Raw genomic sequence first — 14,865 nt, forward strand, 5'->3', positions numbered from 1 at the left:
GTAGGCGGGGCTTTATGCCGCGCTGGTTAACATTAAAGAACATTGCGCGAGGTAAACTCCCGCCCACGGGTTAGGTGTTTATTGTAGGCGGGGCTTTACGCCGCGCTGGTTAACATTAAAAAACATTGCGCGAGGTAAACTCCCGCCCACGGGTTAGGTGTTTGTTGTAGGCGGGGCTTTATGCCGCGCTGGTTTAAGGTTTAAAAAACATTGCGCGAGGTAAACTCCCGCCTACAAATAAGGATGTTTGTTGTAGACGGGGCTTTATGCCGCGCTGGTTAACATTAAAGAACATTGCGCGAGGTAAACTCCCGCCCACGGGTTAGGTGTTTATTGTAGGCGGGGCTTTACGCCGCGCTGGTTAACATTAAAAAACATTGCGCGAGGTAAACTCCCGCCCACGGGTTAGGTGTTTGTTGTAGGCGGGGCTTTATGCCGCGCTGGTTTAAGGTTTAAAAAACATTGCGCGAGGTAAACTCCCGCCTACAAATAAGGATGTTTGTTGTAGACGGGGCTTTATGCCGCGCTGGTTAACATTAAAGAACATTGCGCGAGGTAAACTCCCGCCCACGGGTTAGGTGTTTATTGTAGGCGGGGCTTTACGCCGCGCTGGTTAACATTAAAAAACATTGCGCGAGGTAAACTCCCGCCCACGGGTTAGGTGTTTGTTGTAGGCGGGGCTTTATGCCGCGCTGGTTTAAGGTTTAAAAAACATTGCGCGAGGTAAACTCCCGCCTACAAATAAGGATGTTTGTTGTAGACGGGGCTTTATGCCGCGCTGGTTAACATTAAAGAACATTGCGCGAGGTAAACTCCCTCCTCCAGGTTAGGCTTTTGGCTGTGTTTGTTACTTACCTAAAGCCTAAAACCTTACGCCTAAAACTCTTTACTTCGCGCCTGGAAACCCTAACTGACGCCACGATTCATACACAAATACTGCAACTGCGTTCGATAAATTCATACTGCGGCTATTGGTTTGCATTGGAATGCGTACGCGCTGCTCAAAAGGCAATGCTTGGATCATTTCATCTGGCAGGCCACGTGTTTCAGGGCCAAATACTAAACAGTCGCCGGCTTCGTATTGTGCCTGATGATGAAATTGGCTACCTTTAGTGGTGCAAGCGTATATTTTTTTAGGTTTACATGCCTCTAAGTAAGCATCAAACGAAGCATGGCGCTGTACATGGCTAAATTCATGGTAATCAAGGCCAGCACGTTTTATTCGTTTGTCATCCCACGCAAAGCCAAGTGGCTCAATTAAATGTAGCGAATAGCCCGTATTTGCACATAAGCGAATAATATTACCCGTATTCGGTGGGATTTCAGGTTGGTATAAAACAATATCCAGCATAACGAGCCTTATAAAATAGTCAGTAATTTAACGATTTGCAGTATACACGAAAGCGTGTAAAAAACTGATATACTCACTTTATTCAATACACATATTAACGGATAAATACGTGCATAATCGCAGTTACGAATTTTGGGTAAAAACCTCTAGTTTAGTCACTATGGTCATGGTGAGCTTAATGATTGCAGCTAAAACCTGGGCATGGCTTGCATCGGGTTCAGCGTCAATGCTGGGCTCATTAACCGATTCACTCATGGATATTACCGCCACAGCTATGAGTTTTTTAGTATTAGGTTATGCACTGCGCCCCGCCGATGACGACCACCGCTTTGGGCACGGTAAAGCCGAAGCGCTTGCTGGGCTGGGGCAAGCCGCATTTATTGCCGGTTCTGGCTGTTTATTAGCTTTTCATAGCATAGAGCGCTTGTTTAATCCTTTAGAACTCACTCATTCATTGTTAGGTGTATGGGTAAGTATTTTTGCTATTGCCTGTACGTTAGTGATTGTATTTGTACAAAATAAAGTAGTTAAACATACCGAATCTATCGCAATAAAAGCCGACTCAGTGCATTACAAAGGTGACTTGATTTTAAATGCTGCAGTGTTACTGGCTATTTTACTCTCGTATTATGGTGTGTTGTACGCCGACCCTATTTTCGCAGTTGGCGTTGCCGGTTACCTACTTTATAACAGCTGGGATATAGCCCGAGATAGCGCAGATCATTTAATGGACAAAGAACTGCCAGATGAAGAAAAACAACGCATTTTAGATGTATCGAAAAGTCATATAGAAGTACGTGGTGTACACGGCGTTCGTACCCGTCAAGGTGGAAAAATTAAGTTTATTCAACTGCATTTAGAGCTTGACGATCACCTAAGCTTAATTCGCGCGCACAACGTAGCCGACGAAGTAGAGGCAATGATCACTAAAGAATTTGAATCAGAAGTTGATATATTAATTCACCTCGATCCACTTTCAGTAATAGCAAGTGGGTAAGGGGTTAGGAAGAATTAAACCAAACGCGGTGTTTAACCAGTAGGCGGGGCTTTATGCCGCGCTGGTTAACATTAAAGAACATTGCGCGAGGTAAACTCCCGCCCACGGGTTTGGGTGTTTATTGTAGGCGGGGCTTTATGCCGCGCTGGTTAATATTAAAAAACATTGCGTGAGGTAAACTCCCGCCCACGGGGTTGGGTGTTTATTGTAGGCGGGGCTTTATGCCGCGCTGGTTAATATTAAAAAACATTGCGTGAGGTAAACTCCCGCCCACGGGGTTGGGTGTTTATTGTAGGCGGGGCTTTATGCCGCGCTGGTTAATATTAAAAAACATTGCGTGAGGTAAACTCCCGCCCACGGGGTTGGGTGTTTATTGTAGGCGGGGCTTTATGCCGCGCTGGTTAATATTAAAAAACATTGCGTGAGGTAAACTCCCGCCCACGGGGTTGGGTGTTTATTGTAGGCGGGGCTTTATGCCGCGCTGGTTAATATTAAAAAACATTGCGTGAGGTAAACTCCCGCCCACGGGGTTGGGTGTTTATTGTAGGCGGGGCTTTATGCCGCGCTGGTTAATATTAAAAAACATTGCGTGAGGTAAACTCCCGCCCACGGGGTTGGGTGTTTATTGTAGGCGGGGCTTTATGCCGCGCTGGTTAATATTAAAAAACATTGCGTGAGGTAAACTCCCGCCCACGGGGTTGGGTGTTTATTGTAGGCGGGGCTTTATGCCGCGCTGGTTAATATTAAAAAACATTGCGTGAGGTAAACTCCCGCCCACGGGGTTGGGTGTTTATTGTAGGCGGGGCTTTATGCCGCGCTGGTTAACATTAAAAAACATTGCGTGAGGTAAACTCCCGCCTACAAATAAAGATAACGCTAAGCTCGGTATTTAAATTTATAGCGATAAGATCAGTGGCTTTTATTTTTATTTAATATTTATTGATTTAATTTACTGAAACGTAAGAGGTTTTTAAACTTAGAAAGGAATAAAAATTGGGGCGATTGACGGGGCTTGAACCCGCGACAACCGGAATCACAATCCGGGGCTCTACCAACTGAGCTACAACCGCCACAACACACCTTGGTTGGTGTGAGGCGCATAATACATAAAGTATTAAAAGTTGTGAAGCAAAAAAGTGAAAAAAACTTAAAAAAGAGTAAAACAGTGTGTTTAGTGTGTATTTTGCACGAAAAGCAGCCAGCTTAACTATTTACTTAATAAGTAACTGGGTTAAAACTTATTTATGCAAACCCATTATCTAATGAATCTAAAATGTAAATAATATATAATTTACCGATAAAATCAGATGAACTACCTTTAGGGATAAAAAATGGAATCGGTACTCAATTGGCTTAACGAAAACTCAGGCCTAATTTTACATTATGGTATGCAAGCGGTAATAGCGCTGGTGATCTTTTTATTGGGTGGCCGCATTGCAAAGTTTTGTGCAAACTTAACCGAAAAAGCATTCGACAAAAAGAAAGTAGACAAAGCAGTAGGCTCATTTGTTTCTAGTATTGTATTTGCCATAGTATTTATGGCGACTATTTTAATGGCGCTGTCGCAAATAGGTATCGAAACAACCTCATTTATCGCTATTTTAGGTGCTGCGGGTTTAGCCGTAGGTTTAGCACTACAAGGCTCGCTTTCTAACTTTGCATCGGGCGTGCTAATTATTTTACTGCGCCCTTTTAAATCGGGCGACTACGTAGAGGCAGGTAATAAAGCCGGCACCATTAAAAAAATAGAAATATTTTCAACGGAGCTGCGCACCCCAGATAACAAAGTTATCATAATGCCAAATTCAAAAATCATGTCTGATGCAATCGTTAACTACTCACGCGAGTCAACACGCCGTATAGATTTAGTAATTCGTGTAGATTACGACGCCGACTTACGCAAAGCTAAAAAAGTGCTTAAATCAATACTTGATAACGAGCCACGTATTTTAAAAGATCCAGCTTATAACGTATCAGTATCTGAACTGGCTGAATCAAGCGTAAACTTTATAGTTCGCCCATGGGTTGAGTCAGCCGATTATTGGCCTACGTACTGGAGTTTACTCGAAGAAATTAAAGTTATATTTGATGAGCAAGGGATCAATATTCCAGCACCTCAAATGGATGTACATTTACGCAAACAAGATTAATTCACTTACGCTATACAAAGGTTATTTTTAAATGAAACTAAAGCTTTTATCAATTTTAGTTGCAGCAACAGCAGCAACTAACGCATTTGCAGACGACGCTGAGCAAAAAACCTGGGAAGTTACCAGTGAGCTAGGCGCTATTATTACCAGCGGTAACACCGAAACCACCACGCTTAAAGGTGGCATTAAGGTATTGCATCATCTAGAGCGTTGGAATAATGAGTACAAACTCGACGGTATTTACAAAGAAGACGAAGTAGAAAACGACGATGGTACTAAAAACAAACAACGTACCAACGAAAAGTATGCTATTTCTGCTCAAGGCAATTACAAATTAAATGAAAAACACTCACACCTATTCATTTATGGTTCACACGTTTCAGACTATTTTGGAGCTTATAGAAGTGAGTCGGTAGTATCTGCAGGTTACGGCTTGCGTTTAATCAACGAAGACACTATGTGGTTAAATGCTGAAATAGGCCCGGGTTATAAGTACTTTAAATACCCTGATGTAAGCAGTGAAGTTGACGAAAACGGTAAATCACTAGCGGGTGAGTACGAAGGCGAAATTATTGCTTTAGGTAAGCTTGATTACAACTGGAAAATTTCTGATAGCGCACGTTTTACGCAATTAGTAACCGTAGAATACGGCGACACTAACACCAAAACACGCTCAGAAACCGCACTACTTGCTAAAATTAATGGTTCATTACAAATGAAGGTTGCTTATAACATCATCAACAACTCAGATGTTGCCGATGACAAAGAAAGCACAGATACAGAGACTTCATTAACACTTGTTTACAGTTTTTAATAGCATTCATATTATATTATGGGTAAGCATGCTTACCCATTTTTTTTAACTAAAAAATGATGTAGTATGCCGCGGCTATCTTTATTTTACTGGAAGGGAACTTTGTGAAGTTTATTAAATTTATTACAGCATTACTTTTTATTGCTGTAGCTACGGCATCAATTGCTCAAACTGGCAGTAAAAATGTAACACCAACAGCGCAGCAAATGGAGCAATTTAAAAAGTTGCCAGAAGCTCAACAAAAAGCCTTAGCTGAAAAGTATGGTATAGATTTAGAATCTTTAGGACTTTTAGGTAGCAGTGGTAATAAATCTGAAAAAAATAATGAAATTCTACCCTCTTCTATACTGCCTAGAGACCTAGAAAGTGATGAAAAAGAAGAGCTAACAGATGAAGAAAAATTCAAACCAAAAGAAATAGAATTAAAACCATTTGGTTACGAGTTATTTTCAGGTGAACCAACAACGTTTGCCCCTTCAGAAAGTGCATTAGTACCAAATACTTACATAGTAGGGTCTGGCGACACATTTTCTATCAACCTATATGGGAAAGAGTCTTACAATGGCGAAGTAACAGTTGATCGCGAAGGTAGATTAGCAATCGATAAGCTACAGCCAGTTAATGTTGCCGGTATGCAATATAGTGAAGTTGTTGAGTTAATTAAACATAAAGTTGAGCAAGAAATGATTGGCGTAAAAGCATTTGTTTCTATGGGTGAAACTCGCTCAATTAGAGTAATGATACTAGGTGAAGCTTATAAACCAGGTGCTTACACAATTCCTTCTCTTTCCTCTATAAGCCATGCATTATTTGTTAGTGGTGGATTATCTGAAATAGCCTCATTGCGTAAAATACAGCTTAAACGTTCAGGAAAAGTAGTTCAAACACTCGATTTATACGACCTGTTAATTAAAGGCGACAGCTCAGACGACGTGATACTTAAGCCCGGTGACGTAGTTTTTATTCCAGCGGTAGGTAAACAAGTTACTATTGATGGAGAGGTACGTCGTCCAGCTATATTTGAATTAAAAGGCTCAGAGTCAATTGAAGAATTGATTACTATGGCAGGTGGCTTTAAGGCCGCAGCTTATCCACAAAAAACACTGATAGAGCGTTTTACAGGTAATAGCTCAAAAACCATTTTACAGCTAGATCTTACTAAAGCCGCAAAATATAGCCCTAAAAATGGTGATAAAATTAATATCCCAAAATCAAGTGAGCAACTAGATGATGCAATAACCTTGTTAGGGGCAGTAAGTTACCCGGGTAATTACTCATGGGCTCCAGGCGATAAAGTTAGTCAGCTTTTCGGCTCATTAAAAAGTGACTTACTGCCAATAGCCGATTACGACTACGGACTTGTCGTACGAGAAATAAACGAAAAAGCCAATATTGAAGTATATCAATTTTCTCCAATTAACGCGTTTAATAAAAAGGCGAATAGTGATATAGAACTTCAACCACGCGATAAAGTTGTTATATTTAGCCGTTTTCAAACAAAAGAAGAAGAAGAAGAAGCACTAAAGTCGTTAGCACTTACAAAAGAGCAAATAGAGCTACAAGATCGTATTAAACTGTGGGATAAATATGAAGAAAAACTATTTTACGAGTTTATCGACTTAGGTGGCGCACTAGAAAAAGAACTTGCAGAGCAATTAGCCGAAGAAGAAAGTAAAAAAATAACCAATATAACCGACTACCTAAATAATCAAAAAAAAGAGCTAAAAGAAAGTGATTACTCTTTATTTAGTCGAGAAAAATTATTAAAGCCAATAATTGCAAAGCTAAACCAACAAGCTAACTATGTAAATCAAGTAAAAATGTTTGGTATACGAGGCGAAGTGCGTTTTAGCGGTGTATACCCGCTACCAGAAAACGCCACAGTAAAAGAAGCTATTGCGGCAGCCGGTGGACTAAAAGAGTCAACGTACTTAGAAAAGGCCGAAATAACGCGTTATAGTCGTACCGAAGGGGCGGCATTGAACCATGTTGTAGTCGATCTAAATAAAGCGCTATCAAGTGATTCAGCAGATGAATTTAAAATACAGAGTAAAGACTCTATCAGTATTTATCCAATTCCAAATTGGCAAAAGGATCTGCAAATAGAAATAGTAGGCGAAGTGCGTTTTCCTGGTGTATACAGTATACGTAAAGGCGAAAGCTTATCGAGTGTACTAGAAAGAGCAGGTGGCTTTACTGAGTTTTCTTACCCAGAAGGTGCTGTTTTTACACGAGAATCAATTCGTTTTCAGGAGCAACAGCAGCTTAATAAACTATCTGAAGATTTACGAAGAGATATAGCGTCAAAAAGTTTTAATAGCTCAATTACCGACTCATCACTAAGCTATGCAGATATGAATAGTTTAATTAACGACCTTGCAAAAGTTAAAGCGGTAGGTAGATTAGTTATAAACTTACCGGCAATAGAGCAAGGCACGCAACATTTACCGCTACAAAATAACGACATACTTTATGTACCTACAAAAAGTAATAGTATCAGTGTAGTTGGAGAAGTTAACTTTGCTACTTCGCATATTTATAACCCAGAGCTGTCATTTGATGAATATATAGCTCGCAGTGGTGGTTATAAGCAGCGTGCCGACGAAGATCGAATATATATTATAAAAGCCAGTGGTTTAGTTGAAATACCAAATCAAGGTTCTTGGTTTTCAGCAAGTAAAAAAGAGCAGTTAGCACCGGGTGACACTATTGTAATACCGCTTAACACAGAACATGTAGACAACCTAACATTATGGAGCACTGCTACGCAGATTGTGTACCAAATGGGTGTTGCGCTAGCGGCTATTAGTTCACTGTAAACATGAAACTTATTTTTAAAGACATTAGGTCTGCGCTATGATATTTGAACTTATTATACTGCTATTTGCATTTGGGTTTTCTTATGCCGTTATTTTTGCGTTTACGCCATTAGCAGTAAAATTTGGCTTAGTTGATACACCTTGTAAGCGAAAGCAACACGACGGTGCAATACCTTTAATAGGTGGATTATCAATATTTGTCGCAGTATTTATATCAGTCATAGCGTTTTATCCGTTAACGTCTCAAGTAATGAGCTACCTATTTTGTGCCGGAGCTATTGTTATTTTAGGCGTTGTGGATGACTATCGTCAGTTAGGCGTAAAAATAAGATTATGTATACAGGTTATAGTTGCACTGGTAATGATTTGGGGCAGTGACGTATATATTCACAATCTAGGCAATCTTTTTTATCTTGGCGATGTAGACTTAAATTGGTTTGGTATTATTTTTACAATTGTCAGTGTTATTGCCTGTATTAACGCCTTTAATATGATCGATGGTATAGATGGCCTAGCGGGGTCGTTAAGTATATTAACCTTATTGTCAGTTTTTATTTTAATGGTGTTAAGTGGTAACTACGCGTTTATGTATTTACCTTTAATTATAGTAGCAACAGTGGCTCCTTACTTAGCATTTAATTTAGGCATAAAAGGCCATAAAAATAAAAAAATATTCATGGGCGACGCAGGCTCCATGTTTATTGGTTTAAGTGTAATATGGTTTTTAATGGTAAGTACACAAGCCAGCGAGCCAGCATTTAGGCCCGTAACCGCACTTTGGATAATAGCTGTGCCACTTATGGACATGATGGCGATTATTTTTCGTAGGGCACGCAAAGGCTTGTCTCCTTTTAAAGCAGATAGAGACCACCTTCACCATATTTTTATGCGTGTTGGTTTTAGTCCTCGCAGATCATTGAGTGCAATATTGCTATTTGCAATCGTTATGAGCACCATAGGTATACTAGGTGAAGTACTACAAGTACCTGAATGGTTTATGCTTGCTTTATTTATTATTGTATTTGTATTTTATGTATTAGCATTACAGCATTGCTGGAAAGTCGCACGGTTTTTAAGAAGAAAAAAACATAAATAGTTTTATATATTAAGAGAGAGTTATGAAAAAAAATAATGGTTTTACAATGATGGAATTACTAGTCGTTATTGTTATTTTAGGTTTACTTATGTCATTAGTAGCACCTAAGTTTTTTTCTAAATTAAGTTCATCTGAGCGTAAAATAGCAGCAGCACAAATGTCATCATTTGAAACTGCAATAGACACATATCGCCTCGATTTAGGTAAATACCCTACAGATTTATCGCAACTACGCCAAAGTGATGAACCTCGTTGGGATGGCCCTTATTTACCAAAAAGTGTACCTGTAGACCCTTGGGGTAACCCGTATGTATATACAACCCCAGGTACAGATGGTAATCCGTATACTTTAAAATCATATGGTAGTGATGGCAAAGAAGGCGGTACAGACAACAATGCAGATATCGTTCACCAATAATGCAACTACATAACTTACTGCTAAATAAATTTAGTATCGATCCGCACGACCTTGAGCGTGCTATAAGCTATCAAGCAAAATACAGTGGCCGAATCGAACAAATACTAGTTAATATGGGGAGCTTGCCTGAGGATCAGGTAAGCCTATTATTAAGTGAATACTTAAGCATTCCTCTGTTTACTAATGAGCAATACGCAAACTTTAGCCCGCTAACAATAGATAAACCCACACTCGACATTTTTATAGCCCAGAGTTGGTTACCTATTAGCAGTAATACCAAGCGTATTGAGTTTGCATGTAAAGACCCACTCAATCAGGTAATGAACGAATGGCTAATAAAAAATAATCAAGCGTATTCATTATTTATAGCAAACGAAGTCGACATACAGCTGTTAATTGCCAAATACGAAGAGCCAACAGCAGATGTATTTGACGACAACCCGCTCGACGAAGAAGAGCGCCTAAAAGAGCTTGCCACCGAAGCACCAACGGTAAACTTACTTAACTCGCTTATTAGCCGAGCACTGCGTCAAGGTGCTTCCGACATGCACCTAGAGCCTTACCAAGGGCGTTACCGAGCACGTTTTCGGGTTGACGGCGTACTGCACGAAGCCGAAACCATATCGGCACGTAAACAGCTGCCTATAATAACCCGATTAAAAATATTATCGGGAATGGACATAGCCGAAAAACGTCGCCCACAAGATGGCAAAATAGAAATGAAAATTGCCAATCAAGAAATCGATATTCGCGTATCGGCATTGCCATTAAACGACGGCGAATCGGTAGTAATGCGTTTTTTACGCAAAGAAAACGTGCGTTACGACATGTCAGTATTAGGTTTATCGCCAGACATAAATCAATTGATTTTAGAAGACATAAAAACCACGTCAGGAGTGGTATTACTAACCGGGCCTACAGGGTCGGGCAAAACCACTACCTTGTATACATTTTTAAATGCGTTAAATAACGACGATGTAAAAATTATTACCCTAGAGGACCCAGTCGAATATCAACTTGCGGGTATTAACCAAGTACAAGTTAATAGCGATATAGGTTTTGACTTTTCTGCAGGTTTACGATCAGTAGTACGACAAGACCCCGACATAATAATGCTAGGTGAAATACGCGACAAAGAAACAGCTCAAATAGCCTTGCAGTCGGCGCTTACGGGGCACTTAGTTTTTAGTACAGTGCATACCAACGATGCTGCAAGTGCGTATACGCGCTTACTCGACTTAGGCGTTGAAGAATTTTTATTAAATGCCGCTCTGGTATCCATAGTCGCGCAGCGTTTGGCACGTAAAATATGCGCCCATTGCGCAGAGCCCGAGCCAAACGCCCAGCAGCTAATAGAAAAATACGATCTAAATAACTTTGCACAGCGCTTTAACCTACCCCAAATAGAGTTAAAACGTGGCAAAGGCTGTGAGCACTGTAGCCAAACAGGTTATAAAGGCCGCATGGCAGTAACCGAGTATTTACGCTGCGATAGCGAAATAAAAGCCATGCCAAAAAATGCCGACTTTATACCTAAAGCAAAGCAGCATAACCAAAGCCTAAACAGGCGTACGCTACTAGAAGATGGCTTTTATAAAGCAATATTAGGGCAAACCACCATAGCAGAAGTGATTAGGGTTGCTGGCTAATGGCACTGTTTAATTACAAAGCATACGACAGCTCAGGCGCTAAGTCGCATGGGCAAATAGATGCTATAGATCAGCAAGATGCAATAACTAAGTTAAAAGCACAAAAGTTATTGCCCTTTGAAGTAACAGCCGAAAAAAAACAACTTTCGTTTGGGCTTTCACTCGGTAGTAAAATATCGTTAGCCGATCTCGAATTTTTAACCGCCGAACTCAGTTTATTGCTTGCAACAGGTGTAAGAATCGACCGCGGCCTCGACATTATAAGGCGCACAAAAGCAAAACCTGCGCTGGCAAAAATGTTGGGCGATATAAGCAACACAATAAAAAAAGGCAGCAATTTATCGCAAGCATGCCGAGCGCACCCCGATGTGTTCGACAACCTATACTGTAACTTAATTGAACTGGGTGAAGCCTCAGGTAACTTAAGTGAGATATTTGCCGGGCTTGCCAAAGATCTAAAATTTAAACGCGAACTACAACGTAAAATAATAGGCTCGCTCACCTATCCGTGCGTTATTTTATTTGTATGTATATTAAGTATATTTTTTATATTTAACTTTATAATTCCTAAAATGGCCGACATGTTTGGCCAGTTAGATACCATGCCGTGGTACACCGAATTAATGCTCGCTATTAGCGCATGGATGAACCAATACCAAGGGTTATTAGCCTTAGGTGTAATGGCTATTGTTCCGGGTGTAATATGGGCGTCTAAAAAGCCAGCATATGTAAAGTGGTGGCATAAAACCGCACTAAAGCTACCTGTTATTGCTAACGCCACTATAACCGTAGAGCGTATACGCTTTAACAGTGGCTTAAGTTTAATGCTTAAAGCGGGTGTACCTATAGATAGAGCGCTTGAGCTGTCGGCAGGTAATATTAAAAACCACGTGTTAAATCACGAAATGAACATAGCACGTAAAAAAGTAAAGCGTGGCAGCCAACTTACCCCCACTTTACAGCAAACATCGTTATATCCGCCTTTTTATATTTCGTTATTAGAAGTGGGTGAAGAGTCGGGCAATCTCGACATTGTATTTGACGAAATAGCCAATCGTTCGCGACAAGATTTTGAAACCTGGACCGATAACATGACCTCGTTAATAGAACCATTGATGATTTTATTTATGGGCGGTTTTGTCGGTGGAATTGTGGTAGTAATGCTAATGAGCATGATATCGTTAAACGACGTAGGTTTTTAATGCGTTTAAGTAATACCCAGCTTAATAACGGGTTTACCTTAATTGAGCTAATAATGGTGCTAAGCATTGTTAGCTTATTACTTGCAGTGGTTGCGCCTATATCTATAAACGCAGTAGATAAAACACAAGCTAAAACCGAGCTGTTAAGCACCACAAAATGGATAAAAAACATAGGTTTTCAGGCGTTTGTTGAGCAGCAACAATTTACATTAGAGCTAAACGGCAATACTTTAAACTTGTACCGCGAGCCTAATAAACAACTAATAAAAACTAAAACACTAGAGTCGCTAACGTTTACTCAGCAGTGGGTTAATTTTAATGCCAATGGTTTTGTTACCCCACAAAAAATTAGCGGCCACTTTAGAGGTGAACCCTTGTCTATTTTATTAGAGCCAGCAAATGAAAAATAAAGCAACAGCCGGTTTCACATTAATAGAGTTATTAGTGGCTACTATTATTTTATTTACCGCTATGGGGGCAGTGTCGCTAATTTACCGTGGCGCATTTATAGCCAGCGAAAAAGCCAGTAACCACATTAATATAGTAGCAAATGTACCGGCATTATTAAGCCAAGTTAAACAACAAGTGCAAAGTACAAACGCCCAGCAAAACCAATTAAATGGCCAAGGCAGTGCATGGCAAAGCACTTATACATGGCAAGCAAATGTGCAGCAAACTAAAACAGTAACCGATGCTTTAATGGTGCTTGAATTTGGTGAAGATGCCGCAGTAAAAACGCAGTTTAAATTGTGGCAAGTTAATTTAACCATAAACAGCCGTGGCATTATAAAAACCTACACCTTTAACGAAGTGAGCTGGCACGATGCGTAAACAGCAAGGTTTTACTTTAATAGAGCTGCTTATATCGGTTACCTTGCTGTCGTTACTTATGTTTACCGGTAACTATGTATATATGCAATTAGCATCGCGTTGGAACAAAGAGCTAGGCAGTTTTGAGCAAAACGCCGCACAAACTAAAGCCGTTTATTTATTACAAAACACCCTAAATGGTATAGAGCCCTACCTAATAAAAAACAACAAAGGCCGCCCCGAAATGTTTTTTGTAGGCGGCAATAACAGCTTGTTAGCTATTAGCAAAGTTGGTTTACTAGATACACAAAACCCCGAAATATTTAGGCTAACCGCGGTGCAAAACCCGCAAGGCAAGTACGATTTAGTGTATCAAGCTATATCGGGTAGCGAATTACTGCTTATTAATACCGAACAAAACATAGAATTTACCCAACAAAAAACATTATTAACTAATCTAGACGAAGTGAACATAAGCTACTTTGGCTGGCAAAGCCTAGATGAAATGGCAAGCCAAGTACCAGAAATAGAGCCGCAATGGCAAGCAAGCTACTCAGGGATCGATCAGCAGCTTACTCCGCAAAAAATAAAAGTCACTTTAATTAAAAATCAGCAGTCACTTGTGTTTTATAACCAATTAGATCAAGAGTCAAACACCTGGTTTGGTAATTATATACAAACAGGTGACCTTTAATGCAGCGCGGCATAGCGGGTATAGCATTAGTGCAAGTGTTATTAATAGTGGCGGTGTTATCAATACTGGCTTTGTATTTTACCCAATCGGCTCGCCAGCAAGTGCATGGGGCAACGCAAATGGTCGACAAAGCACAAGCCTATGTTGAGCTGCACAGCGCCGAGGCCAATGTACTTTACGCCTTACTTACCGAGCAAAGAGAGGCAGAGTTTAGCAGCTCTACTAGCAACCCATTAGTAAATAGCTGGAACTTTCACGGTGCCCCATTTAACTACAATGAGCAAGTAACCCTAGCATTACAAGATTTACGCGGCTTACTTAATTTGCATTACCCTAATATGCAGTGGCTAATACAACTATTGACCTACAGTGGCTTAAATGATTATGATGCGCAGCTAACTGCAAGGCAAATAATAGACTGGCAAAGCCTAGATGCGCAATCAGACTATATACCCAGCACAGTAACCGCGCGCCATGCTGCAATACACGATGTTAGCGAACTTAAGCATTTAGGCTTAAAACAGCCGCAGTTGCAGGCGTTGCAAGCAAATACAACGCAATATAAAAAAGGGGGGTTTAACCCCATGACAGCCCCCAACTCATTACTTAATGCATTATTAACTAGTGATGTGGCTAAGCATGTTATTATGCTGCGCAATACAAAACAGTTAACGGTACGAGAATTTGCACAAGTAACAGGGTTTGAAGAAAGCGAAGATATTATTTTATATCCGTCAAACCTATACAAAGTAACCTTGCAAGCACAAGTGGGCGAGGCAATTGTAAAAAAAGTAATTTATTATCATTTACAGCCAACGGGCAAACCGGTGGTTAATATAGTTGCAGTAAAGGCGCAGTAGAGCAT

The 14,865-nt window shown here is 40.3% G+C and carries 13 protein-coding genes and 1 tRNA gene; 12 read left to right on the plus strand and 2 right to left on the minus strand.

Features of this window, described 5'->3' with window-relative positions; genetic code table 11:
• Positions 1–886: 886 nt before the first annotated feature.
• The gene (gene trmL / locus CIK86_RS00005; RefSeq protein WP_086996664.1) at positions 887–1,351 is read right to left on the minus strand and encodes a tRNA (uridine(34)/cytosine(34)/5-carboxymethylaminomethyluridine(34)-2'-O)-methyltransferase TrmL; all 465 of its coding nucleotides are present in this window, start codon (positions 1,349–1,351) and stop codon (positions 887–889) included.
• A gap of 109 nt (positions 1,352–1,460) precedes the next feature.
• Here trmL and CIK86_RS00010 point away from each other — a divergent pair, with 109 nt between their 5' ends.
• Entirely contained in the window at positions 1,461–2,348 is an 888-nt protein-coding gene (locus CIK86_RS00010) for a cation diffusion facilitator family transporter (protein ID WP_254910742.1), read from the plus strand.
• A 994-nt stretch (positions 2,349–3,342) separates the two neighbouring features.
• Here the strand turns inward: CIK86_RS00010 and CIK86_RS00015 are convergent.
• Positions 3,343–3,418: transfer RNA gene (locus CIK86_RS00015), tRNA-His, on the minus strand.
• A 261-nt stretch (positions 3,419–3,679) separates the two neighbouring features.
• On the opposite strand from CIK86_RS00015, the gene CIK86_RS00020 reads away from it, so the two are divergent.
• The 11 genes from CIK86_RS00020 to CIK86_RS00070 all read left to right on the plus strand — a co-directional run bounded on the left by CIK86_RS00020 (position 3,680) and on the right by CIK86_RS00070 (position 14,860).
• Positions 3,680–4,498 carry a mechanosensitive ion channel domain-containing protein gene (locus CIK86_RS00020; RefSeq protein ID WP_086997556.1) on the plus strand — a complete coding sequence of 273 codons (819 nt, stop codon included), beginning with the start codon at positions 3,680–3,682 and terminating at the stop codon, positions 4,496–4,498.
• A gap of 31 nt (positions 4,499–4,529) precedes the next feature.
• A complete protein-coding gene (locus CIK86_RS00025) occupies positions 4,530–5,312 on the plus strand; it encodes a DUF481 domain-containing protein (RefSeq protein WP_086997560.1) in 783 nt (260 codons plus the stop codon).
• Positions 5,313–5,416: 104 nt separating this feature from the next.
• Entirely contained in the window at positions 5,417–8,131 is a 2,715-nt protein-coding gene (locus tag CIK86_RS00030; protein ID WP_086997563.1) for an SLBB domain-containing protein, read from the plus strand.
• A 37-nt stretch (positions 8,132–8,168) separates the two neighbouring features.
• Entirely contained in the window at positions 8,169–9,227 is a 1,059-nt protein-coding gene (gene wecA / locus CIK86_RS00035; RefSeq protein ID WP_086997566.1) for a UDP-N-acetylglucosamine--undecaprenyl-phosphate N-acetylglucosaminephosphotransferase, read from the plus strand.
• Between the two features lie 22 nt (positions 9,228–9,249).
• Complete coding sequence (gspG, locus tag CIK86_RS00040; protein WP_086997571.1) at positions 9,250–9,645, plus strand: type II secretion system major pseudopilin GspG; 396 nt, start codon at positions 9,250–9,252, stop codon at positions 9,643–9,645.
• The gene (locus tag CIK86_RS00045) at positions 9,645–11,294 is read left to right on the plus strand and encodes an ATPase, T2SS/T4P/T4SS family (protein WP_086997575.1); all 1,650 of its coding nucleotides are present in this window, start codon (positions 9,645–9,647) and stop codon (positions 11,292–11,294) included. Before gspG ends, CIK86_RS00045 begins: the two co-directional genes overlap by 1 nt.
• The gene (locus tag CIK86_RS00050; protein ID WP_086997579.1) at positions 11,294–12,496 is read left to right on the plus strand and encodes a type II secretion system F family protein; all 1,203 of its coding nucleotides are present in this window, start codon (positions 11,294–11,296) and stop codon (positions 12,494–12,496) included. The genes CIK86_RS00045 and CIK86_RS00050 overlap by 1 nt, the downstream gene beginning before the upstream one ends.
• Complete coding sequence (locus CIK86_RS00055; RefSeq protein WP_086997582.1) at positions 12,496–12,906, plus strand: type II secretion system protein; 411 nt, start codon at positions 12,496–12,498, stop codon at positions 12,904–12,906. The genes CIK86_RS00050 and CIK86_RS00055 overlap by 1 nt, the downstream gene beginning before the upstream one ends.
• Entirely contained in the window at positions 12,896–13,327 is a 432-nt protein-coding gene (locus CIK86_RS00060) for a prepilin-type N-terminal cleavage/methylation domain-containing protein (protein WP_086997585.1), read from the plus strand. Before CIK86_RS00055 ends, CIK86_RS00060 begins: the two co-directional genes overlap by 11 nt.
• Entirely contained in the window at positions 13,320–14,000 is a 681-nt protein-coding gene (locus tag CIK86_RS00065) for a prepilin-type N-terminal cleavage/methylation domain-containing protein (protein ID WP_086997588.1), read from the plus strand. The genes CIK86_RS00060 and CIK86_RS00065 overlap by 8 nt, the downstream gene beginning before the upstream one ends.
• Positions 14,000–14,860: a type II secretion system protein GspK gene (locus CIK86_RS00070; protein ID WP_086997591.1), complete on the plus strand. Its 861-nt coding sequence runs from the start codon at positions 14,000–14,002 to the stop codon at positions 14,858–14,860. Before CIK86_RS00065 ends, CIK86_RS00070 begins: the two co-directional genes overlap by 1 nt.
• Positions 14,861–14,865 lie beyond the last annotated feature (5 nt).

Source organism: Pseudoalteromonas sp. JB197 (genome assembly GCF_002332205.1).
GTDB classification, from domain to species: Bacteria; Pseudomonadota; Gammaproteobacteria; order Enterobacterales; family Alteromonadaceae; genus Pseudoalteromonas; species Pseudoalteromonas nigrifaciens.

What these genes read in the sequence shown, in the direction of transcription:
- CIK86_RS00050 (WP_086997579.1), top strand. Translation starts at nt 11,294, where the DNA reads ATGGCACTGTTTAATTACAAAGCATACGACAGCTCAGGCGCTAAGTCG.
- CIK86_RS00025 (WP_086997560.1), top strand. Translation starts at nt 4,530, where the DNA reads ATGAAACTAAAGCTTTTATCAATTTTAGTTGCAGCAACAGCAGCAACT.
- trmL (WP_086996664.1), bottom strand. Translation starts at nt 1,351, where the DNA reads ATGCTGGATATTGTTTTATACCAACCTGAAATCCCACCGAATACGGGT.
- wecA (WP_086997566.1), top strand. Translation starts at nt 8,169, where the DNA reads ATGATATTTGAACTTATTATACTGCTATTTGCATTTGGGTTTTCTTAT.
- CIK86_RS00045 (WP_086997575.1), top strand. Translation starts at nt 9,645, where the DNA reads ATGCAACTACATAACTTACTGCTAAATAAATTTAGTATCGATCCGCAC.
- CIK86_RS00070 (WP_086997591.1), top strand. Translation starts at nt 14,000, where the DNA reads ATGCAGCGCGGCATAGCGGGTATAGCATTAGTGCAAGTGTTATTAATA.
- CIK86_RS00065 (WP_086997588.1), top strand. Translation starts at nt 13,320, where the DNA reads ATGCGTAAACAGCAAGGTTTTACTTTAATAGAGCTGCTTATATCGGTT.
- CIK86_RS00020 (WP_086997556.1), top strand. Translation starts at nt 3,680, where the DNA reads ATGGAATCGGTACTCAATTGGCTTAACGAAAACTCAGGCCTAATTTTA.
- CIK86_RS00055 (WP_086997582.1), top strand. Translation starts at nt 12,496, where the DNA reads ATGCGTTTAAGTAATACCCAGCTTAATAACGGGTTTACCTTAATTGAG.
- gspG (WP_086997571.1), top strand. Translation starts at nt 9,250, where the DNA reads ATGAAAAAAAATAATGGTTTTACAATGATGGAATTACTAGTCGTTATT.
- CIK86_RS00060 (WP_086997585.1), top strand. Translation starts at nt 12,896, where the DNA reads ATGAAAAATAAAGCAACAGCCGGTTTCACATTAATAGAGTTATTAGTG.